The organism is Chryseobacterium endophyticum, assembly GCF_056333165.1.
In genome coordinates this window covers 327,223-348,153 of sequence record NZ_JBWGXE010000002.1, presented here as the reverse complement: position 1 = coordinate 348,153, position 20,931 = coordinate 327,223, and the positions used below count along the sequence as shown (strand labels likewise).

General features: G+C 39.8%; 21 protein-coding genes. 8 read left to right on the top strand and 13 right to left on the bottom strand.

Annotated features, from left to right (window positions below; all coding sequences use genetic code 11):
• The first annotated feature begins 13 nt into the window (after positions 1-13).
• Both AC0N32_RS05945 and AC0N32_RS05940 read left to right on the top strand, forming a co-directional pair.
• Positions 14-481 carry a hypothetical protein gene (locus AC0N32_RS05945; protein ID WP_476392944.1) on the top strand — a complete coding sequence of 156 codons (468 nt, stop codon included), beginning with the start codon at positions 14-16 and terminating at the stop codon, positions 479-481.
• 16 nt (positions 482-497) lie between these two features.
• Complete coding sequence (locus AC0N32_RS05940; protein WP_476392943.1) at positions 498-1,853, top strand: M28 family peptidase; 1,356 nt, start codon at positions 498-500, stop codon at positions 1,851-1,853.
• A gap of 6 nt (positions 1,854-1,859) precedes the next feature.
• On the opposite strand, the gene AC0N32_RS05935 is transcribed toward AC0N32_RS05940, so the two are convergent.
• The 8 genes from AC0N32_RS05935 to AC0N32_RS05900 all read right to left on the bottom strand — a co-directional run bounded on the left by AC0N32_RS05935 (position 1,860) and on the right by AC0N32_RS05900 (position 9,372).
• The gene (locus AC0N32_RS05935) at positions 1,860-2,063 is read right to left on the bottom strand and encodes a hypothetical protein (protein WP_476392942.1); all 204 of its coding nucleotides are present in this window, start codon (positions 2,061-2,063) and stop codon (positions 1,860-1,862) included.
• Positions 2,064-2,624: 561 nt separating this feature from the next.
• Positions 2,625-3,788, bottom strand: coding sequence for a retropepsin-like aspartic protease (locus AC0N32_RS05930; RefSeq protein WP_476392941.1), 1,164 nt, complete (start codon positions 3,786-3,788; stop codon positions 2,625-2,627).
• 98 nt (positions 3,789-3,886) lie between these two features.
• A complete protein-coding gene (locus tag AC0N32_RS05925; protein WP_476392940.1) occupies positions 3,887-5,089 on the bottom strand; it encodes a retropepsin-like aspartic protease in 1,203 nt (400 codons plus the stop codon).
• A gap of 109 nt (positions 5,090-5,198) precedes the next feature.
• Positions 5,199-5,741, bottom strand: coding sequence for a helix-turn-helix domain-containing protein (locus AC0N32_RS05920; RefSeq protein WP_476392939.1), 543 nt, complete (start codon positions 5,739-5,741; stop codon positions 5,199-5,201).
• Between the two features lie 21 nt (positions 5,742-5,762).
• A complete protein-coding gene (locus AC0N32_RS05915) occupies positions 5,763-6,338 on the bottom strand; it encodes a hypothetical protein (protein ID WP_476392938.1) in 576 nt (191 codons plus the stop codon).
• 138 nt (positions 6,339-6,476) lie between these two features.
• On the bottom strand, positions 6,477-7,514 hold the full coding sequence (locus tag AC0N32_RS05910; protein WP_476393340.1) for a peptidylprolyl isomerase: 1,038 nt from the start codon (positions 7,512-7,514) through the stop codon (positions 6,477-6,479).
• 81 nt (positions 7,515-7,595) lie between these two features.
• The gene (locus AC0N32_RS05905) at positions 7,596-8,105 is read right to left on the bottom strand and encodes an FKBP-type peptidyl-prolyl cis-trans isomerase (protein WP_476392937.1); all 510 of its coding nucleotides are present in this window, start codon (positions 8,103-8,105) and stop codon (positions 7,596-7,598) included.
• A gap of 196 nt (positions 8,106-8,301) precedes the next feature.
• Positions 8,302-9,372, bottom strand: coding sequence for a branched-chain amino acid aminotransferase (locus AC0N32_RS05900; RefSeq protein WP_476392936.1), 1,071 nt, complete (start codon positions 9,370-9,372; stop codon positions 8,302-8,304).
• A gap of 84 nt (positions 9,373-9,456) precedes the next feature.
• Between AC0N32_RS05900 and mnmC2 the strand changes: the two genes are divergently transcribed.
• Positions 9,457-10,131 (top strand): tRNA (5-methylaminomethyl-2-thiouridine)(34)-methyltransferase MnmC2, encoded by a 675-nt coding sequence (gene mnmC2, locus AC0N32_RS05895; RefSeq protein WP_476392935.1) that lies wholly within the window; start codon positions 9,457-9,459, stop codon positions 10,129-10,131.
• Between the two features lie 93 nt (positions 10,132-10,224).
• Here the strand turns inward: mnmC2 and egtB are convergent, their stop codons facing one another.
• Both egtB and egtD read right to left on the bottom strand, forming a co-directional pair.
• The gene (gene egtB, locus AC0N32_RS05890; protein ID WP_476392934.1) at positions 10,225-11,397 is read right to left on the bottom strand and encodes an ergothioneine biosynthesis protein EgtB; all 1,173 of its coding nucleotides are present in this window, start codon (positions 11,395-11,397) and stop codon (positions 10,225-10,227) included.
• A 17-nt stretch (positions 11,398-11,414) separates the two neighbouring features.
• Positions 11,415-12,401, bottom strand: coding sequence for an L-histidine N(alpha)-methyltransferase (gene egtD, locus AC0N32_RS05885; protein WP_476392933.1), 987 nt, complete (start codon positions 12,399-12,401; stop codon positions 11,415-11,417).
• Positions 12,402-12,619: 218 nt separating this feature from the next.
• On the opposite strand from egtD, the gene AC0N32_RS05880 reads away from it, so the two are divergent.
• The 3 genes from AC0N32_RS05880 to AC0N32_RS05870 all read left to right on the top strand — a co-directional run bounded on the left by AC0N32_RS05880 (position 12,620) and on the right by AC0N32_RS05870 (position 14,624).
• Positions 12,620-13,624 carry an SDR family oxidoreductase gene (locus AC0N32_RS05880; RefSeq protein ID WP_476392932.1) on the top strand — a complete coding sequence of 335 codons (1,005 nt, stop codon included), beginning with the start codon at positions 12,620-12,622 and terminating at the stop codon, positions 13,622-13,624.
• A 46-nt stretch (positions 13,625-13,670) separates the two neighbouring features.
• Positions 13,671-13,991, top strand: coding sequence for a hypothetical protein (locus AC0N32_RS05875; RefSeq protein WP_476392931.1), 321 nt, complete (start codon positions 13,671-13,673; stop codon positions 13,989-13,991).
• 165 nt (positions 13,992-14,156) lie between these two features.
• Complete coding sequence (locus AC0N32_RS05870; protein WP_476392930.1) at positions 14,157-14,624, top strand: hypothetical protein; 468 nt, start codon at positions 14,157-14,159, stop codon at positions 14,622-14,624.
• A 57-nt stretch (positions 14,625-14,681) separates the two neighbouring features.
• Here the strand turns inward: AC0N32_RS05870 and AC0N32_RS05865 are convergent, their stop codons facing one another.
• Both AC0N32_RS05865 and AC0N32_RS05860 read right to left on the bottom strand, forming a co-directional pair.
• Positions 14,682-16,724 (bottom strand): ATP-binding protein, encoded by a 2,043-nt coding sequence (locus tag AC0N32_RS05865; protein ID WP_476392929.1) that lies wholly within the window; start codon positions 16,722-16,724, stop codon positions 14,682-14,684.
• Positions 16,725-16,884: 160 nt separating this feature from the next.
• On the bottom strand, positions 16,885-17,046 hold the full coding sequence (locus tag AC0N32_RS05860) for a hypothetical protein (protein ID WP_164462403.1): 162 nt from the start codon (positions 17,044-17,046) through the stop codon (positions 16,885-16,887).
• A gap of 920 nt (positions 17,047-17,966) precedes the next feature.
• Here AC0N32_RS05860 and AC0N32_RS05855 point away from each other — a divergent pair.
• Both AC0N32_RS05855 and AC0N32_RS05850 read left to right on the top strand, forming a co-directional pair.
• Entirely contained in the window at positions 17,967-19,466 is a 1,500-nt protein-coding gene (locus tag AC0N32_RS05855; RefSeq protein ID WP_476392928.1) for a PAS domain-containing sensor histidine kinase, read from the top strand.
• A 1-nt stretch (position 19,467) separates the two neighbouring features.
• The gene (locus tag AC0N32_RS05850) at positions 19,468-19,830 is read left to right on the top strand and encodes a response regulator transcription factor (protein ID WP_476392927.1); all 363 of its coding nucleotides are present in this window, start codon (positions 19,468-19,470) and stop codon (positions 19,828-19,830) included.
• Between the two features lie 79 nt (positions 19,831-19,909).
• Here AC0N32_RS05850 and AC0N32_RS05845 read toward each other — a convergent pair whose 3' ends face one another.
• A complete protein-coding gene (locus AC0N32_RS05845) occupies positions 19,910-20,764 on the bottom strand; it encodes a cyanophycinase (protein ID WP_476392926.1) in 855 nt (284 codons plus the stop codon).
• Positions 20,765-20,931: the final 167 nt, after the last annotated feature.

The window sequence follows — 20,931 nt, the reverse complement described above, 5'->3', positions numbered from 1 at the left end:
ATAAGAACAATACATGCAAATCATTAAACCAGATCTTAATCCCGAGCTTCTCACCGACACCAAGACCAATGCTCTGTATCATCAGCTGCAAAATCTGCTGAACCTGCTTGAGCAAAAGAAAATATCACCGGAAACCCTACAGAAGATCAACCTTGAGACTGAAGCTATCAATTCAACGTCCTTAAGGGATAAAGATCTGCACAAAATGCTGAAGGAAAAGCAAAACCACATCATAAAAACACTGGAAAAAGACCATAAGATCGTTCCCAGGAATTACTACAGGAATATCTGGCTGGCTGCGGGGATGGGAGCCTTCGGACTGCCCATCGGGGTTGCTTTCGGATTGCTGATCGGCAATATCGCACTTCTCAGCATCGGTTTGCCCATCGGGATGGCCATTGGAATCGGCGTTGGCACTTCACTCGATAAAAAAGCGGAAGCAGAAGGAAGACAGCTGGATATTGAAATCAAACATTATTAAATAACTACCGCATATCATGAAGTATTTTTTAACCGCAACTTTACTGGCCGGCAGCATTCTTTTATCTGCACAGGAAAAAAAAGACTCTGTACAGTTTGCAGAAATCTCAAAAGAAATATTAAATAACGGGAAAAGCTATACCGAACTGCGGGAGCTTACCAAAAATATCGGCCATCGCCTGAGCGGTTCCGAAGCTTGCGAAAAAGCGGTGACATGGGCCGAACAGAAACTTCGTGCCGCCGGAGCCGATAAAGTGTGGCTTCAGGACGTAATGGTCCCGGTCTGGGTAAGAGGAAAAGAATCGCTGCAGATCAAAGCCTCCAATGGAAAATGGAAGACTCTGAAAATGCTTTCGCTCGGAAATTCCGAAGGGACGGGTGGAAAAGAGGTCACCGGCGAGATCATCATGGTGAGATCGATGGATGAATATGAGAAACTCTCACCGGAGCAGGTGAAAGACAAGATCGTTTTCTTCAATTATCCTTTCAGTCAGACCTTCATAGAGACTTTCAGGGGATACAGTGATGCAGCCAAATACAGGTCGACCGCAGCGTCTTTAACGGCGAAAAAAGGCGGAAAGTTTGCCATTATCCGCTCGCTTTCTTCTGCTTTTGACGATGTTCCGCATACCGGAGCAATGCGTTATGCAGATGATAAAAAAATTCCGGCCGTCGCTATCGGAAGTACCACCGCTGATGAATTGGCTTCACTTTTAAAATCTCAAAAAATAATCGCTAAACTTAATTCCAACTGCGGGATGAAGGGTGAAAAACTCTCCCACTCCGTTATCGGAGAAATTACCGGCAAGAAAGACCAGAGTGTGATCGTGGTAGGCGGCCACCTGGACTCCTGGGATGTCGGTGAAGGTGCACATGATGACGGCTCAGGAATCGTACAGAGTATCGAAGTATTGCGGACTTTTAAAAATTTAGGAATCAAAAACAATCATACCATCAGGGTTGTGTGTTTTGCTAATGAAGAAAACGGCGTAAAAGGCGGTGTTCAGTACGGTAAAACCGTTAAGGAAAACAATGAGAAGCATCTTTTCGCTATTGAAACCGATGCAGGGGGCTTCACCCCTAGAGGAATTTCCCTTGATATGGATCCTGAAAAGAGAAAACAGATCCAAAGCTGGTCTGAGCTTTTTCTTCCTTATGGAATTTATGATTTTAAAAACACTTATTCGGGAACAGACCTTTATCCGTTACATGATATGGGAATCCCGACGGCCGAGCTGGTTCCCGATTCACAAAGGTATTTCGACATCCACCATACGGAAGAAGATACTTTTGAAAAGGTAAACCGAAGAGAGCTTCTGCTGGGCGCCGTAGCGATGACCCAGCTGATCTATATGATCGATAAAAACTGGTAAATATATTCAGCCGTTCCTTTTCAGGAGCGGTTTTTTTATGAAATGATCTTTAAGCTTATTTTCTTTCCCGAAAACCTGTCGCACCCTTGCAATGACTTTTCGGGAACACCCGAAAGTTTGTCGCACCCTTGCAACAAGGTTTCTGGTGAACCAGAAAGTTCCATGCAACCTCGTAATGACTTTTCTGGTGACCGGGAAAGTCTGTTGCACCCTCGCAACAATTTTTCGATATAAAATGCTAGACGTTGTAAGAAAGTTCAGGTTTCTAATAACCTGTTTGTGTTTAAGTTTTTAACGCAAGGTTCGCAAGGTTTTGTTTTGAATGATTGCGTATATTTCCGTTCGCAAAGGCGCTAACGCTCAGCAAATGATAGCCTTGTTTTTGAAAATAATTAATAAATCCAAGTACATACGATCAATATTCAAACCACCTCTTTTTTGGGTTAAGTTTTAACGCAAGGTTCGCAAGGTTTTGTTTTAAATGATTGCATATATTTTCCGTTCGCAAAGGCGCTAACGCTCAGCAAATGATAGCCTTGTTTTTGAAAATAATTAATAAAGGCTAATACTTACGGTCAATATTCAAACCGCCTCTTTTTTGGGTTAAGTTTTAACGCAAGGTTCGCAAGGTTTTGTTTTGAATGATTGCGTATATTTTCCGTTCGCAAAGGCGCTAACGCTCAGCAAATGATAGCCTTGTTTTTGAAAATAATTAATAAAGGCTGATAAGTACGATTATTCAGGATTCTTTTTTCTTTTTGTTTTAAAAAACTAGGTCAAAAAAACTTTTTTATCAAGCTTGACATCGATGATGCTGCCGCCTCTTTTGATCTTTATGCTGAGCATATTCTGGTCCTTTTCCACGCGATTTAGAAAATAGTGACAGGCGGTATCTTTATCGAGGTTTTCAAGCTTTACGCCGTTGATGGTGATGATCGAATCTCCTATTTTAAGAGGTACATTTCCGTCTTCAAAGATAAAAGTGACCATGGCATTTCCATTGACAAAACGATAGCTGAACCCGAAAGATTCAAGAGTAGACGGGCTGGTACTGATTCTTTTCATATAAATCCTGCTGTTCTTCCAGTCGAGGATAAAACTGAAATCCTTAAAGAATTCGTTGCCTATAAGGTCTGTTTTCCCGGTAGCCATTCTTTCCTTCTGAAATACCGTGTTTCCCATTTTCATTGAATCGGTCACGAAAATATATCCCGGTGCCGGAGTAGCGGTTCCAAAAGCCCCGGTGGTTCGGGTTCCGAAGGTTTTGATGATATGCTGAAATCTTTTCGGATCGATATTGTCTTCGGAAACTTCCAGCCTGCCGGAAAAGCCGGTATCAAAAGTAAGCTTGATGTCTTTGCTCAGGACTGAAGTCTGCACGACCGGAGTTTTCTGTGGCTGGCTCTCGAAAGGAATGGCAACTTCGTACTCCTTTAGATTAAAAGCCGAAATATCATTCGACGCTTCCAGTGAATTTTCCGAATAATTAATCTTCCAGAAGAGTTTAGCCATCTGGTTGGCCCCGATTATACCATCGACTTTCAGGCAGCCCAGCTCCGCGGAATTGAGATCAAGGACAATGGCCCCGACATTTTTAAAGATCAGACCGTCGACTTTCATTTCCGGAAGTTCGGTGAAGATCTGCTGCTGTACCTTCTCGTCGGAATCCTTAATAGATTTTTTATATTTTCTTTTAAGATTGAGTTCGTTATAAATGGTTTGTGAAATAACCGTCGGCGCACCGGTATCAAACAGGAAGTTATAGAATTTCCCATTGATGCTCACTTTCACGAACGGCAGGTTGTTTTCAAACCGCAGGTTTATCTTTTCAACAGGATTCATGAGCTGTACCTCCCCTTTTTCAAAAAACTTTTTACTTTGCCCGAAAATCGTAACGGCCGAGAACAGAAAAAATGAGTAAAGGATTTTTTTCATTGATTTATTTTGCAGCTAAAATAAGGGTTTTTGAAAACATACCATTTGCGAAATCAATATAATTCCATTTAAAGCTTAAATAAAACCATTATTGATCCCTATTTCTGATCTGACTTTCCGTCCATTTCCTTAAGATAGCTTTGGTAGTTGAAATAAGGTTCATTAATGAGACTATTCGGCTTCAGGTATAAGGTTCCGGTTCTATTGTCTAATATGACGTTGAAATGCTTCAGAATCTGGTTTCCAAAAAGGCTTGCTTTTCCATTGGGTACCGAAGGATCGGAGGCATTGGTTACGATATCCTTAAACTCCAGCCCTGCGATGAAGGCATCCAACCGGATGATCTTACGTCCGTTAATGGTAGTCAGTGGGTGTAAATGTTCCCAGTTGCTTCCCGATTGGGTAAAATCATTTCCAATCATCATCGAGCCGTCGCGACCGGTATCAAAAAGGAACCAGAAATCAAACTTCTTATGATTATGGATGAATTTCACCCTGAACATGGGCCGGTCTTGTACATAGAAAACAGAATTTTTTGTATACTGTCCGGCTTCTTCGGGAAGTTTGCCATAAATAACGAGTTCGTTTTTATCATAGTCTATTCCGATGATTTTATCGCGAAAAAAACCGTTCCCGATAATAATATCTTCGAAAGGCTTCATATTGCCGACTTCAGTAAGGGAAGTTTCTTTCCAGGCAAGCGTGTTGATTTTTAAAATATTGTGAAGGCTTGTTTTCTCTTTGTTGATGCCGTTCGTATTGCTGACAATGGTATTTGAGGAAAATTCAAGACCTATTTTACCGGAAGAATTTTTATTGACAACGCTGGTGCCGGCTCCCAAATCAAGCTGAATCAGTACACTTTTACCATTGACCTGCCCGTCGAAATAGATCTTCGAATCGATTAATTTAAAAGGAATATGAACAGGATAAGCCGGAGAAGCGCTAAATTCGGGTAATTCCGGAGGCAAAACTGAAGCGATCCTGATATGGCAGCTATCCTTATCGTTGAGCAAAACCAAAAAATCATACTTCTTCCCAGGCTGAGTTCTTATGGTGAGCTGATTCTGATCTGTCTTAAATTTGATAATGCTCTTTTGCGACGGAATGTTTACATAATAAATATCAGGCTTCGCACCGGGTTCCAGATGCCAGTCCATTTTTACGTTTTTGCCGTCGCTAATCCAGGCCTTGTCAGAACCGGAGGTTATCGTTCGTATCGTTTTTTGTGCTGATAATAGATTAACTTTTAAAATCAGGATGGTCAGGATAATAAAAGATCTTTGATGAAAATGGGTCATGGTCGTTCTGTTATTCAATTACCGGAACAAAGAACATGATTAGTCCGGATAAATGCTATAATTTAAGCCGCCAATCGCGCGCCAGTATGCCGCCAAACCTGCGTCAATGCTATAAAATATTGATATCCGGAAAGATGCGCTCGGGTTTTTCTTTGCTCAAAACATAAGCATTTCTGACGATCACAACAGCATTTACCATAACCCAAAAGATCGGAATCAGTAATTTGATATTACTTTTTACCATCAGCCAGTCATTAAGAATAAGAATAAAAACAAAAAGTAAGATAGCGATCAGCGTCCAGACAATCTGAATAGAAAGTAATTTTTTACTGACAGTGTTATACTGTTTTTTCCAAAATATGATAAAAAACGGAACCAGGATATTGAGCGGTGGAAAGCAGATCAACGGTAATGCAGACAAGTTCGCAATTTTGTTCCATTTCATTTCGTCTTTATCATCATTTTCATAATGGTCTTCGGTAAAATAAGATTCATCCACACCCAGTGCCTCGGAAAGTGCTTTCAGGGTAAAACGTTTGGGAACCTGTCCGGATTCAATTCTCTGTATCGTTCTTACGGAAACACCTGATTTCCCGGCCAGCTCTTCCTGGGTTAAGTTGAGCCGTTCTCTTTTTTCAGCCAGTTTGTGCATAAATTTTCTATTAAATGGTGTTTAAATTTTATCGAGTACCTTCTTCGGCAATACTTTTACCAGTTGTGTCTTATATTCCTTTTCCAGGAATACAAATTTCCATGATTTACGGTCTTTGGATACCGCACAGGCTTTCATGGCTGCATTAATAAGATAGGCGCCTTCTTTAGGGAGATATTTTACATTGTTCTGTCCATACCTTTTAGCAAGCATTGTACTGAGTTGCTTTTTCATCTCATCGTTCACAGAACCCATATTGAATTTCATGGTCAAATAATAATTGGCTATTGAGAAATATTCACCGCTGATGAGTTCAGGCTTTTCTATATTCCCGAATTTCAGATTTCCGACTTCAATTTTCATGAAGGGATTGTTGTAGGTCATGTTCAGCATCTGGGTCATCTGATCTTTTGGAACCACGGTGAAAAACTTAGGATAAATGCAGTTCACTGCCTGATCAATCTTTTTAGACATGATCGAATTTGAGAAATACGTAAGTGATTTTTTGATGGCTGCATCATCAGGATTTTGCTTTGTCTGAGCAAAAATCAAAGACGACATCAGCATACACAGGAACAGAAATGATTTTGTTTTCATAATTTAAATTAAGCTTTACTCAACGTGACGTTATTCTTTCTGATCTGTCGAAGCGTTTGGGGAGATCGTTACAGCATCTTTGTACGTGCATAAAAAAAGCCGCCCTTTCGGACAGCTTTCAGAATATTTTAAGTGTGATTATTTCACTTTTACAAGCTCAACATCGAAGATCAGCCATGCGTTTGGCGGAATTACACCTCCTGCTCCTCTTTCTCCGTAGCCCATTGCCGGCGGAATCAATAAGGTAGCGGTTTCTCCTTCTTTCAACAAAAGGATGCCTTCATCCCAACCTTTGATCACTCTTCCCATCCCGATAGGAATTTCGATCGGCTCATTTCTTTTGAAGGATGAATCGAATTCAGTTCCGTCTACTAATTTACCCGCATAATGTACAGAAACATTATCTCCCTCTTTCGGAGCTTTTCCGTCTGTAGTTTTGGTAATTTTGTAATAAAGACCGGATTCTGTTTTCTGCATTCCGGCTTTCAAATCTTCAACCATTTTCTCTTGGTTAGCTTTGAATTCCTCTTCTTTTCTCTTTTTTTCAGCCTCTTCTTTAGCAAGATAAGCTTTGTTGTTTTCAGCGATTTTCGCTTTTCCTTCACTGAAAGTTTTAGCGGCATCGTAGTGCTTGTACTCATCTCCTTTGCTGAAAACAGATACTTTTTCCAGAACAATATCCGTTTTAGGTTTGTCCTGCGGTCCTTTTTCAACATTGGCAATAGAATCGATCACTTCCACACCTTTCACCACTTTTCCGAAGATAGTGTGCTTCCCGTCTAACCAAGGCGTCGCCACTTCGGTAATGAAGAACTGGGAACCATTGGTATTCGGTCCTGAATTCGCCATTGAAAGAATTCCTTTCCCGGTGTGCTTAAGGTCGTTTCTTTCGTCCTCGAATTTGTATCCGGGATCTCCCATTCCTGTTCCCTGGGGATCACCTCCCTGGATCATGAAATCTTTGATCACCCTGTGGAAAATTGTTCCGTCGTAATAAGGAACGCCTTTCGCTTTTGCTTTGTTATCGATTTTCCCTTCGGCAAGACCAATAAAATTGGCTACCGTTACAGGCGCTTTTTTGTCTTCAAACTTTACGATCATATTTCCTTTCGTTGTCTGAAGGTTGGCATAAAGTCCGTCATTAAGACCTTCGTAAGTTTCTTTGTCTACGTTCATTTTTTTATAAATTGGTGTACAACTCATGAGCGAAATGCTTGCCGCTGCCAGAATTATATTTTTGTTAAACAATTTCATGGATTATAATGCTTTTAATTTTATGATTAACGGGATATCATTGTCTATTTTCTTCTCGTCTCCATACGTACCGTACGCAAGTGCGGAAGGAACCAAAAGCGTGACTTCCTCACCATCATGGATAAAGCGTAAAGCATCTTCTACCGCTTTCAATTCGTCAAAATGTCCGAACCTGGCTTCTTTTCTCTGGATCGGCTGATCGTAGATTTTGGTCTGGTCAAAATCATACAGGTCATACGAGTAGGAAATAAAGCTGTCGTCCTGTCTTCTCTGCCGCTGATCAAAACCTTGTACATCGACCCAATAGTTTAGCTGGGTGGGATAAAATTTCACAGGCTGGTTGTTGATCCATTCCTGAATATGAAATCTTTCCTGAGTATTCAGGTTTTTCATCCTTTGTTTTGATACATCGAGATCATCTTTGCTGAGAACCCCGCCGACAGGTGGATGCGTCTGCGTGTTTTTGCTGCAGCTGAATAAGCTCAGAACCGATATGAAGAGTATTTTTCTCATAAACTTTTGCGAAAATACACATTTCGCGAATGATTCACAAAACTTGTAAAGCAAAGTTTACATATTTGAACTATGCTGAACACTAAGTTGCTTCAGTTAATTTAAATGATTTAGAGCATTTATAATCATGTCTCAACGCTTTAATTTAAATCAAAAAAGCCGGGAAATTCCCGGCTGTATTTGTTTATTGTTTAGATTAAACTGTTTCCAGTACGTGATCTACCTGAACTCTCCATCCGAACGGATCTTCTGTCAGATTGCTCTGGATGTTGACAAGATCGGTTTTAAGCATTTCGGCATAACTATCTTCGTCCGACAATCTTGGAAGCTGAAGCTTTTCACCGTTGTATCCCAAAGCCTGGAAAACAGTTGTTACAACTGCGGTTCCTACGCCCCAAACTTCTTTGAGGGTTCCGTTTTTCTGAGCTTCAATAACGTCTTTTACTTTGATAGGCTCTATTTTCACTTCAATTCCCCTCTTTTTAGCCAACTGAATGAAACTGTCTCTGGTAACACCGTCAAGAATTTTTTCTGAAGTCGGTGGCGTGTAAATTGTATCGTTGATTCTTACAAATACATTCATTGTTCCGCTTTCTTCGAAATATTCGTGCGTGGAATCGTCTGTCCAGATAATCTGTTCGTAACCTTCTTCGATCGCCAGTTGGGTAGGATAGAAAGAAGCTGCATAATTTCCGGCTGCTTTTGCAGAACCTACTCCACCGCTTGCCGCTCTCGAATAATGGTCTGATATTTTTACCGAAACAGGCTCCGTGTAGTAACTCTTTGCCGGTGTTGCTACGATCGCAAACATATATTTGTTGGCAACCCTTGCTTTAAGAGCTTCTTCGGTAGCAAAGATCAATGGTCTGATATATAAAGACATGCCTTCTCCCTGAGGAATCCAGTCTCTGTCGATATCTACTAAAGCTTTTAATCCGTCCAGGAACATTTCTTCCGTTACCTCCGGCATGGCAAGACGTTTCGCCGACTTATTGATACGTTCAAAATTCTTTTCGGGCCTGAAAAGGAAAACCTGTCCGTCTTTGTCTTTGTAGGCCTTCATGCCTTCAAAACAAGCTTGTCCGTAGTTTACACCCATCATGGCAGGGGTAAACATTAAAGGACCATAAGGAACCAATTTTACATCACCCCACTTTCCATCCTCGTACTCACAGATGATCATATGATCAATAAATGTATTTCCGAAAGAAAAATTGTTTGGGTCGAATGTAGAAATTCTGGAGTTTTCAGTTTTTTGAATTATCATTTCTAAAATTTTTTATGATGTTCTACAAATTTAACATAATTTTCTAAATATAAAAATTTTAGAGTAATTTTGTAAAAAAATACCTTGGAAAGAGAGATAAAGACCACAAACGACGGTAGTAAAACATTATATATCAATAATTTAAATGAGAACTACCATTCGCACCACGGAGCACTTCAGGAAGCAGAACACGTGTTTGTCAAAAATGGATTAAATTTAATAAATGATTACGAAATTAATATTTTAGAACTCGGTTTTGGAACAGGTCTGAATGTTTTGGTAACAATTAATGAATATTTAAAAACTGACAAAAATCATGTCATCAATTATTTTACCCTGGAAAAATACCCCATAAATGAATCGGAAATGAACGATTTGGCATATTTTGAGCTATTCGATAACGCAGAATTCAAAAATATTTATCAAAAAGTTCATCATGCAGACTGGGAAAAGCAGGTTGAAATTGTGAAAGGATTTCACCTGAAAAAGATAAATTGTGATTTTTTTAAACTGAAAGACATAGAGTTACCGAAAATCAATCTCGTTTATTATGACTGTTTCGGGGCAAGGGTACAACCCGATCTATGGGAAAAGCCTTTGTTTGAAATGGTTTCTGACAAAATGGCGGTTAATGGTTTGTTAACAACCTACTCCTCAAAAGGAAGTGTACGAAGGATTCTCCAGGAACTTAATTTTAATGTAGAAAAAAAACAGGGACCTCCCGGAAAGAGAGAAATGATCAATGCAGTAAAAAAGTAATGTAACCATATAAGAGTGTACCAATGTAACAATATGAAAATTTTAAAAATAATTATTGGCATTGGTACATTGTTGCACTGATAATTGGTACATTTATTTAGCCAGTCTTATTCCTGTGAATTGCCACTTTAGTTCGGGCTGGAAAAAATTACGGTATGTTTCCCTGCTGTGTCCGGGAGAAGTTGCTATGGAAGCACCCCGTAAAACCATTTGATTGACCATAAATTTCCCATTGTACTCACCTACCGCTCCCGGTTCTTTTTTAAATCCGGGATATGGCAGGTAGGCACTATTGGTCCATTCCCATCTTTTTCCCCATTCAAAATGAGGAGAAGCCACTTCCCACTCCTGTTCGGTAGGTAAACGCATTCCTTTCCAGGAAGCATAAGCCGAGGCTTCGTAGAAATTTATATGGCAAAGTTCTTCATCAGGATTTATTTCTTCCAAACCTGCCAGGGTATAATTCATCCACTGCCCGTCTATCTTATGCCAATACAGAGGAGATTTAACCTTATTTTCTTTTACCCAGTTCCATCCGTCGGCATGCCAGTACCTGAAATCCGAATATCCTCCGTCTTCCATGAATTCAAGATATTCCCGATTGGTGACCAGACGGCTTGAAATTCCAAAATCATTCAGATAGACTTTATGCCTGTTTAATTCATTATCAAACGCAAATCCGACACCATCGAAACCGATCTCATAAATTCCTTCTGAAAACCGGAGCATTGTTTTTTCCTGAATGTTGGTCTCCTTTTTATCAAAATCTTTTTTATATACCGGAAATAAAGGATTATGACCGAGAATATATTTGATATCGGTAATCAGCAACTCCTGATGCTGCTGTTCGTGATTAAGGCCCAATTCCAGAAGTTGGGCTATTTCGTTTGTAATATAATTACTGTTGAGAAATTCGGTCATTTTCTCATCTACATATTTCCGGTATTTGTAAATATCTGAAACAGAAGGCCTGCTGAGATTTCCACGGTCAGTACGTATCACTCTTGCTCCGATCGTCTCGTAATAGCTGTTGAAAACAAAATTATACTGCGGATCGAAAATCTCATAAGCAGAAAAATGCGGTACCAGAATAAAGGTTTCAAAAAACCAGGTGGTATGCCCAAGATGCCATTTGGGAGGACTCACATCCACGATAGGCTGTACCACATAATCTTCTATTTCTAGAGGCTGGCATATTTCCTCTGAACGTTTTCTGATATCGCTGAACTTTTTAATCAGCGGATTGGTAATGGTGTGGGTTTTCATACTTTAAATTTTATCGGTTAAGCCATCCATATACTGTCGACAAACCAGTCTTTGGAATCAGCAATCTCACCGGCAATGGTGAATCCTGACTCTTCAGCCAGCTTTTTTATATCTGACTTTGAAAATTTCTGTGAAACTTCCATGTCAATGACTTCATTTTCTTCAAAATAAATTCTTTCACCGGCAACAGTTATCTTTTGTTCTTTAAGACTGATCAGAAAACTCTTACAGGCGCCGGTGATCGGGTCATAAGATTCATAATGCTGAAAATCATCAATAGTGAAATCCGCATCCAACTCGCGGTTGATCCTCGATAAAAGATTCAGGTTGAAGGCCGCTGTAATTCCCGATGCGTCGCTGTATGCATTTAAAACCGTGTAGGGATTTTTTTTAAGATCAAAACCAATCAGTACGATATCTTCTTTTTTGAGCAACCTGTGAAGGTTTACGCAGAATTCTGTCGCTTCTTTTTTGCTCATGTTGCCGATATTTCCGCCTAAAAACATAATAACTTTTCTTCGTGACGAAAGCTTCATAGCTTTTTCCAGCATCTGGAAATATTCTCCTTCTAAAGACACAATATCCAATCCCGGTAGCTGTTTCTTCAAATTCTTTTCAAGCACGGAAAGAATATTCCCTGAGATATCGATGGGCATATAGGTAAAATCACTTTTCTGCTCATTTAAATATTTCAGGAGATACGTGGATTTCATTGCATCGCCGGCACCAAGTTCTATAAGATCAAAGGGTTCATCGCCGGCCCTGATTCCTTTTGCAATTTCCCCTGTTTTATTCTTAAAGATATCAAGCTCACATCGCGTAAGATAATATTCAGGCATGGCCATGATCTTCTGAAACAGCTCATCTCCGTTCTTATCGTAAAAATATTTGGATGAAAGATGTTTTGGGTGACTTTGCAGGCCTGCAAGTACATCATTCAGGAATTGATCCGTATGATCTTTAGCATTCCCTTTTCGTGACTCTTTTTCTAATTGAAGATTCATATTGGTTGTCATTTGGTTGTTAAAATTTAGCAACTATCTTGCCGCCGTCATAAAACTTCCGATAAAATATTCCTGTGGCCTTATTTATTTCAAACAGCAGTGTAAAAAAACAAAAAGAAATTGATACAAAAAAAGGAAGATGACAAAGCTTGGAATGTTGATTGCTATATAATCCACAAGTGGCTTCCACAGCCATACCACACCAAATCAATAAATTTATGGAAAAATCAATCACAAGAAGAAATGCGATTGGAAAGATAGCGAGCACTATTGCCGTTGCTGCTATATCCCCGGCCGCATTGGCACAATCACAAAACCAACAACCCCGGAATTCTACCGGTCCGGATCTTACCGATCCCACCACAAAATACCCAAGGCCACCCTTTAAAAGCCAGTCTCAACCATTTCCTGGATTAGCCGGCAAGATGGATCCTGTACCGGACCACGGAGAAAAAAGCTATGTGGGATCAGGAAGACTAATGGGAAGAAAAGCCCTGATTACCGGTGGAGATTCCGGGATCGGGAGAGCTGCAGCTATTGCATATGCCCGTGAAGGCGCAGATGTTGCGATCAATTATCTGCCGGAAGAAGAGCCGGATGCCAGGGAAGTGATAGAACTGATCCGGAAAGCCGGACGCAAAGCCATCGCAATTCCCGGAGACATCAGGGAAGAATCCTTCTGCCGGAAACTTGTATCACAGGCAGTTGAGCAACTTGGCGGACTTGACATTCTCGTTAACAACGCAGGACATCAGAAAACCCACGAATCAATTCTGGATATCAGCACAGAAGAATTTGAAAGAACGATGAAAACCAATATTTATGCGCCGTTCTGGATTATCAAAGCGGCACTTCCCCATCTCAAACCTGGATCTTCCATCATAGGACTCTCATCTGTTCAGGCTTACGATCCTTCTGAAAATCTTTATGATTATGCGCAGACCAAAGCTGCGACGACGAGCTACGTAAAATCATTGGCAAAACAACTTGGCCCCAAAGGCATAAGAGTAAACGGAGTCGCCCCAGGCCCGGTATGGACCGCACTCGAAGTAAGCGGAGGACAAACGCAGGAAAATCTCGTGAAGTTCGGAGCTGATACTCCTCTTGGCCGTCCGGGTCAACCGGCCGAGCTTGCTTCTATATTTGTACAGCTTGCTGCCAATGATGCCAGCTTCTCAACCGGGCAAATTTACGGAGCAGCGGGAGGAAGCGGACAACCTTAACCATAGCCCTAATTAAATACTATAAATAATTTAAAATTAAAATATTATGAATAATAAAATTAAAATAGCTTTAGCTTTGATAGGTGCAGGATCAGTAGTGGCCTGGAGAATGAACAGAAGAAAAAACGGGAAGCACAAAACCTTTACAGCTCCCGACGGAAACACGTACCAGGAGAATCAGATCTACAGAACATTTGATAATAAGCTTTATAAAAATGGAAAAGAGATCCATTTTGAAACTCCGTCGACAGACCAGGATAGTTCTGTAAACCATCCGTTCGAAATACAGGCTGATAATCTTTCTAAAAACTACAATATGGTAAACAAGGATATCAGCTATCATCAGAAAGGTGTCAGACACCATTAAAAATAATAAATGCTCCGGTTCTTGTAATCGGAGCATTTATTATTTTATGAATTTGATATCATGTCGAAACATTTTAAATAATTCTTATTATTTTTATTCAAACCTTAATCTCAAAAAAATATTTTTTATGAAAAAACTAATAATCCGGTAGTATTGATTCTATCCATGAGCATTTCTATGATTAACGCACAGAAAGTGAAAGATGGAGAAACAATTGATGTCAACGGGCTTTCAGTTACCTTTAATATTCTGAATAAAGAATCGATATCTGTAGGCGGTAAAGATTTTGACCGTTATAAAGTATCTGCCAAAGCGGTCAACAATTCACAAAAAAGTTTTAATATGCGGTTAAGCAGCGCCCCGCAGGTAGCTAGTAACATCACTTTAGTAGAACTCAACTGCCTCAATGCGACAGGCGCTAAGCTTACTTCAAAGAAAATTGACCTGAAACTTAATCCCCAAAATGTAAATGTTACCTATTGGGCATATACAAAAGACGGCAAATACCAAAGCTTTGTGATCCCGATTGTTGCAGGTTATTATCTGGATCATGGAGATTCTGTGAATGATGATGCCATATTTATTGTACCCAAAGGAGAAACTCCTGATGTCTCTGTCAGAAGCTTACAGTAAATCTTTATATATACTAAAATCGTCTTCACTAATCAAAAAAAACTTCGGAACTGGAAATCAGCCGGCGGCAATATTCGCTGCTTCGTACTGGGGATTTTTTGGAATGGTGAACCAAAATGTACTGCCCTCACCTATTTTGCTGTGTACCCCGATCTTTCCGGAATGCTTTTTAATAATTTCCGAGCAGATGTACAAACCGAGGCCAAGCCCAGAATAAGAAGTGCCCAGGTAATTGGCGCGATAATACCGGTCAAAAAGATGGGGAATGACTGATTCGGAAATACCCTGCCCAAAATCCTGTACCGAAACTTTTACATGATCCTCAAACGATTCGGTAAGAATATGGATCTCCCTGGAATCTTTAGCATATTTCACGGCATTGCTGACAAGGTTTACCACTACCTGCTCGATCCTGTGTTCGTCGGCATGCACTTCGATCAGTTCATCACCCTTCAGAATGATCTGGTATTTATCTTCAAGTCTTATATGGTGGCAGCTTTTGCCCAGCATTTCATTCAGGTTAAAGGTATTGTACTGAAGCATCAGCTGGTCTTCGCCCAATCGGCTCATATTTAGCAGATCGTCGATGAGCGTGCACATTTTTTCGATGCCCTTGTCCGACTGCTCGATCAGTCTCACATGAGTATGCGAGTACGGCTTATCTTTTATTCTGTTCAGCAGTTGTATGGAAGCTTTTACGGCGGTGAGAGGCGTCTTCAGTTCGTGACTGGCGACACTGAGAAAATCATCCTTACGCTGTTCGGCGAGCTTCTTATCTGTAATATCGGTGGTCATGCCGACCATTCTGTCTGCTACACCATTTTTGTCGTATCTCGGGCGGCCGTGTGCCTGGATCCAGTGGACAGAGCCATCTCTCCAGCGAACCGGATACTCTGCCTTATAGATCCCGTTGGTAAGAATAGCCTCCCTTACCAGGCTTCTGATATGATCCCTGTATTCCGGAAAGATGGCATTAAAAAGATCCGAATAATTGAATTCTTCATCTGCCGCATATCCATAATTATACTTGAACTGCGCGGTACTTTCCATCTTTCCGGTGGCAAGGTGTACTTCGGTAGATCCCAGACTGCTGGCATCCATCGCAATCTCAAGACGGTTTTTAAATTCCATCACCGATTCTCTTCCATTGACCTGCTCGGTTACGTCACTTGCGACGACAAGGATTGATGTGCTGTTTTGGTTTTCATCAAAGATAGGCTGATATACAAAATTCAGGTAGAGCTCGCCGAGGCCGTCACTATTCTGGATAAGTGCTTTGATTTCTTTGCCATAGTAAGGCTGTCCCGTTTTGTAAACTTCCGTAAGAATATCGATAAAGGCCTGTCCTTTTATTTCCGGCAGGGCTTCTGCTAAAGGCTTCCCTATAATCGAGCGGTCCTTGTTCCAGATCTGAAGCACCATATCGTTTACAATATCCACCTCAAAATTCTCCCCTCTTAATGACGCCATGGCAACCGGTGATTTTTCGACCAGTGTTTTAAAACGTTTTTCATTTTCGGTCAGAGTATGGTTTGCCGTAAGCAGTTCTTTCCTGATTTTAAGGAGCTCGCTGCTGACTGCGAAAAGCTCTTCATGTTTTGAAACCAGATCTTCATTGGTGGTAAGATATTCTTCATTTAAAGCTGAAAGGTCATCGATCAGTTTCTGTTCAGATCTGGATTTTTCTTCCACCATGCTTAAGGCATTCTGTCTTTGCGTGACTTCAAATGCTGTGTGAAGAATGTATTCCGTTTTTCCCTCTTCATCCAGGATGGCTTTATATTCAAAATCAAAATAGAAGGTTTTGAAAGCTCCATCGACCAGGAGATCGGCAGGATAGTTTTTAGCCGTAAAGGTTTCCCCCGAATCCCAGACATTTTTCAGCATATTAAAAAAGGGCTGATCGTCGAGCTCAGGTAAAACACTTCTGAAATCCTTACCTATGACGCTTCTGTCTTTTCCCCAAAAATCAAGCATCGCCTTATTGGCGCTTATAATCTTTATATCTTCTCCTCTGTAGACGGCTGTAGCGTTGGGAGAGTGAAAAAGTACAGACAGCAGCTTTTCTGCATCGATTTGTTCCGGAGAGTTCATATTCATTAAATTGTTTCAAATATTACCTGATATCCTGTTTGTGCTGCATGTTTTGTTTTAATCCTTCATGTCAGCTATAATTAAAAATAAACCATAACAGAAACTGCTATGGCTTAATTTAGTATTTGTATTCTTTGTCTCTGTAAAAGATTATTCAATACCTATATTAAAAAAGATCATTGAACTTGGTACTTCCTGAGGCTCCTTTTGGAAGAAAAACAACTTTTCGCTTGATCATTTTTGCTTTTTCAAGGGCTTTAAGTGCTTTCTGACGTTCAATCTCTCTGTTAAGCGACGGGGAATTTTCCCATTGAGTAAATTCTTTCATAATTTAATATTTTAAGGTGTTAGTGTAAGGGTAAGTTTTAAAGTAACTTATTATTGTCTTAGCATAAAGCAGACCACTTTTAACAAAATCCTGATAAAATTAAATTAAATAATAAAAAATTCATAAAGCGCTTCATCACTTGATATGAAAATATCCTGGATCAGGATACTTAAAACTGGAAGCCAGCTCCGAAATCAGTTTCTCAGATGAGATAATACATTGTTTTTTTAATAGAAGTGAGTAGCTTCTGATGACCGGTTGTTCTTCATTGAAATAACGTTTTGTTTACCGGAACGAATTGATGCAGCAAATATGTTTCTGATGATTCGTAAGAAGCTATTTACACTTTTAATCTTTGGATTAGCCTTATCGAGACGCTGAAAAGTACAGATTTTTCGAGGTTGCATTCAATATTTCAAATAATTTTAATCAAAAGAGTGGTTATTCTCTGTTGTTTTTCCACTTCAGGAATTAATTAATGCGTATAATGATTAAGAAAATACGCTTAAAGTGTATTATTGTACGCTTAAAGCATAGAATAATACACTTTAAGCGTACAATAATATATTTAAAGTGTATAATTATATATATAATACGTATAAAGATAAACTTAATGTATATAAAGATAAACCTAATGTATATAAAAATACGTCTTAAGCTTATTTTTAGTTCATTAATTATTCATTTTCCATTCTTAAAATGACTGTCATTCCATAATGAATATCTTAAAACAGTTTAAATAAGTTTTAATTAAAAAAAATCTAAATTTTTAAGATATTGATTAATAATTTATATGAAGGGCATATTATTTGCGTCTCACATTTACTGAATATGGAAATTTGGAAAATTTTAACCTTTTTCCCATATTTGCAGATCAGTGAAAGTTTAAGCTTGGAACTTTACAAAACAGCTATACTCCGATGAATAACAATATTGAAATCTATATACAGGCACTGAACTCGGCAAACTGCGGTATCATCATTACGGATAATACCCAGCCCGACAACCCTATTGTTTATTGCAATAAAGCCTTTGAAGAGATGAGCGGGTATTCTCATGATGAGATTATCGGGCACAACTGTCGCTTCCTACAGGGGCAGGACCGGTCTCAGCCTGAGAGAAGCCTTATCAAAAAATGCATTACTGAAGGAAAAGACTGTAAGGTAGAAATCAGAAACTACAATAAGATAGGACAGCTATTCTGGAACGAACTCTTTATTTCTCCCGTGAAGAATGACGAAGGGATTATTACTCATTTTATCGGTGTACAGAATGATATCACAGCACGCAAAAAAGCCGAACATGAGCTCAGGGAAGAGAAATCTTCCGTAGAGAGAAAAATCATGGAGAGAACGAAGGAACTGGTAGACAGTGAGGCTTTTCTTTCGAGTATCGTTCAGACCGTGAGGGAAAGTTTATTGGTTCTTGATGCAGATTACAGGGTATTGAGTGCCAATACGCATTTTTTAAATTCATTTAAAGTGACCTCAGAAGATACGGTGGGTAAAATACTTTTCGAGCTGGGAAACCACCAATGGGACATTGAAACCCTGCGGGAACTCCTGATGAAGATCCTGCCGACGAATAATCCTGTAATCGACTATGAAGTGGAACATGATTTCCCATACATCGGTAAAAAAGTAATGTTGCTGAATGCGTACCGTATTGAATTTGATGGACAATACAAAGACAGGATCCTTATTGCTATTGAAGACATCACGGAAAAGAAAGAGATCGACCGCAGAAAAGACGATTTCCTGTCGATTGCAAGCCACGAACTGAAAACACCTCTTACGACCATTAAAGGTCTGGTACAGCTTCTTCAGAGAATGGTTCCGGAAAATTCTCCTGAAAGGTTCACTTCTACACTTGACAAGGTTTCGGTATACGTAGACCGTCTGAATGTTCTGATTTCAGATCTTCTCGACACCTCAAAGATACAGTCCGGAAATATTGAGCTCCACGTAGATCCTTTCGAGATTGATAAGACCATCAGAGACACTATTGAAAATCTATCGGTATCAGCTCCGAATCATAAAATATCTTTATCGGGTTCTTCCAACGCTGTGATTCTCGGGGATGAGCTTCAGATCTCTCAGGTCATTAACAATCTGATATCAAACGCCATAAAATATTCTCCCGGGTCAGATAAAGTAGATGTATACGTAAACCGCGTCGGAAATTTCGTAAAAGTTTCAGTGACCGATTACGGCATGGGAATCAGTACTCAGGACAAAGCAAAAATTTTCGACCGCTTTTTCAGGGCAAGGGAAATCCAGAAAAAATTCCCGGGTCTTGGGATCGGGCTTTATATCTCCCATGAAATTGTTGTCAATCATAACGGAACGCTTTGGGCAGAAAGCGAAATCGGAGAAGGATCAACGTTTAGTTTCACATTACCAATAATGAAAAATCACTAAGATGAATAGCAAAAAGATAATGGTTTGTGATGATGATCAGGGTATACTGGATGTTCTCCAAATGCTCCTGGAATCGGAAGGTTTTACAGTTTTCACAGAAATTAACAGCACGAATCTGATCAAGCAGATCCAGATCGATAAACCCGACCTTATATTACTGGATCTCTGGATGCCGCTCCTTTCCGGTGATCAGGTTTTAAAAGCGATCAGAAGCACACAGGGAATTAATGAGCTGCCCGTTATTGTACTCTCTGCCAGTGTAGATGGCGATGATATCGCTTCAGATGCAGGAGCAAATGATTTTGTACCCAAGCCTTTTGATCTCGATGTCATCGTGTCAAAAATTAATGGCTTGCTGGTTTAAAATTCAGATGTACTCATCATAAAAATAAAGGAATATACACACTGTGATTGTGGTATATTCCTTTATTGTTTTCAATTATTTAATCTTTTTCGGCTGCTGTAAATTTTCCCGTTCTAAGATCGACCGAGCAGCCATCTGCTATGATATGAACGGTCAGGTTTTCACCATAAACCGGATGCCCCTTTTTCACCGTTTTGATATTGGTCTTTCCAAGATTTCCTGCCCCGATCCCAATGATCATTCCTGAACCTTTGCAGATCGCCTTATTTCCATCCTCGATTAAAAGTGCCGTATCTTCCCCCAACCCTACTCCGAAACAATCCCTTTGCATCATAACGGCATGAGCCAGTCTTCCGAATCTGCCCCTGTGTACAAAATGGGTATCGACAATACATCCGGATAAAAATCCCAGCCCTTCAGATAGCTTCATGTCATTTTCAAGAATGGCCTCCCCTTCTTCCGCTTCACAAATGACGATTTCGGGGATCGACATTGCTCCGGCACTTGTTCCTGCGACGACAAAATCTTTTTCATTCAGATATTTTTCCATTAAGATTTTATGAAGGTCAGAATTTTTAAGTTCACGGTCAATTTTATTCTGATCTCCTCCGGTGAAGAAAGCGGCTTTACAGTCTTTAATTCTTTCTAGGTCTGCATGATCTGATTTGCCTGCGGAGTGAATAAATCCGAAATTGGTGTACCCTATTTCCTCAAATGTTTTTGTGTACATTTCCTTCATACTTTCGGGGTCGGAACTGGCGGTGGTGATGACTTCGATCCTGTCGTTTTTATTGGGGGTAAGAAGCTTTAAAATTTCGTGGGGTGAAAACTCTTTATTTTTAGATTTCATGGCCACTTTAGTTCCGTCGCGGTCTTCTTTTCCGCCGATAAGGAGCAATTTACCTTTCGGGATCTTCTGGATATCTTTATTCATATTCTGGATGGTGAATTCTTTGATATCTAAATTAAGAAAGAAATTCAAGAATATTATTGACTCAAATCAATCACCGTAAATTATGGGTATTATGATATGGGTCATAAATAATCAGTTATTTAAAGTGCTAACTTCGAAAGACACAGATTGTGGATTCAGTAATATCG

Bases quoted from the DNA above. Each gene is read 5' to 3' on its own strand.
- AC0N32_RS05945 (WP_476392944.1), top strand. From the start codon at position 14: ATGCAAATCATTAAACCAGATCTTAATCCCGAGCTTCTCACCGACACC.
- AC0N32_RS05940 (WP_476392943.1), top strand. From the start codon at position 498: ATGAAGTATTTTTTAACCGCAACTTTACTGGCCGGCAGCATTCTTTTA.
- AC0N32_RS05930 (WP_476392941.1), bottom strand. From the start codon at position 3,788: ATGAAAAAAATCCTTTACTCATTTTTTCTGTTCTCGGCCGTTACGATT.
- AC0N32_RS05925 (WP_476392940.1), bottom strand. From the start codon at position 5,089: ATGACCCATTTTCATCAAAGATCTTTTATTATCCTGACCATCCTGATT.
- AC0N32_RS05920 (WP_476392939.1), bottom strand. From the start codon at position 5,741: ATGCACAAACTGGCTGAAAAAAGAGAACGGCTCAACTTAACCCAGGAA.
- AC0N32_RS05915 (WP_476392938.1), bottom strand. From the start codon at position 6,338: ATGAAAACAAAATCATTTCTGTTCCTGTGTATGCTGATGTCGTCTTTG.
- AC0N32_RS05910 (WP_476393340.1), bottom strand. From the start codon at position 7,514: ATGAACGTAGACAAAGAAACTTACGAAGGTCTTAATGACGGACTTTAT.
- AC0N32_RS05905 (WP_476392937.1), bottom strand. From the start codon at position 8,105: ATGAGAAAAATACTCTTCATATCGGTTCTGAGCTTATTCAGCTGCAGC.
- AC0N32_RS05900 (WP_476392936.1), bottom strand. From the start codon at position 9,372: ATGATAATTCAAAAAACTGAAAACTCCAGAATTTCTACATTCGACCCA.
- egtB (WP_476392934.1), bottom strand. From the start codon at position 11,397: ATGAAAACCCACACCATTACCAATCCGCTGATTAAAAAGTTCAGCGAT.
- egtD (WP_476392933.1), bottom strand. From the start codon at position 12,401: ATGAATCTTCAATTAGAAAAAGAGTCACGAAAAGGGAATGCTAAAGAT.
- AC0N32_RS05880 (WP_476392932.1), top strand. From the start codon at position 12,620: ATGGAAAAATCAATCACAAGAAGAAATGCGATTGGAAAGATAGCGAGC.
- AC0N32_RS05875 (WP_476392931.1), top strand. From the start codon at position 13,671: ATGAATAATAAAATTAAAATAGCTTTAGCTTTGATAGGTGCAGGATCA.
- AC0N32_RS05870 (WP_476392930.1), top strand. From the start codon at position 14,157: ATGAGCATTTCTATGATTAACGCACAGAAAGTGAAAGATGGAGAAACA.
- AC0N32_RS05865 (WP_476392929.1), bottom strand. From the start codon at position 16,724: ATGAATATGAACTCTCCGGAACAAATCGATGCAGAAAAGCTGCTGTCT.
- AC0N32_RS05860 (WP_164462403.1), bottom strand. From the start codon at position 17,046: ATGAAAGAATTTACTCAATGGGAAAATTCCCCGTCGCTTAACAGAGAG.
- AC0N32_RS05855 (WP_476392928.1), top strand. From the start codon at position 17,967: ATGAATAACAATATTGAAATCTATATACAGGCACTGAACTCGGCAAAC.
- AC0N32_RS05850 (WP_476392927.1), top strand. From the start codon at position 19,468: ATGAATAGCAAAAAGATAATGGTTTGTGATGATGATCAGGGTATACTG.
- AC0N32_RS05845 (WP_476392926.1), bottom strand. From the start codon at position 20,764: ATGAATAAAGATATCCAGAAGATCCCGAAAGGTAAATTGCTCCTTATC.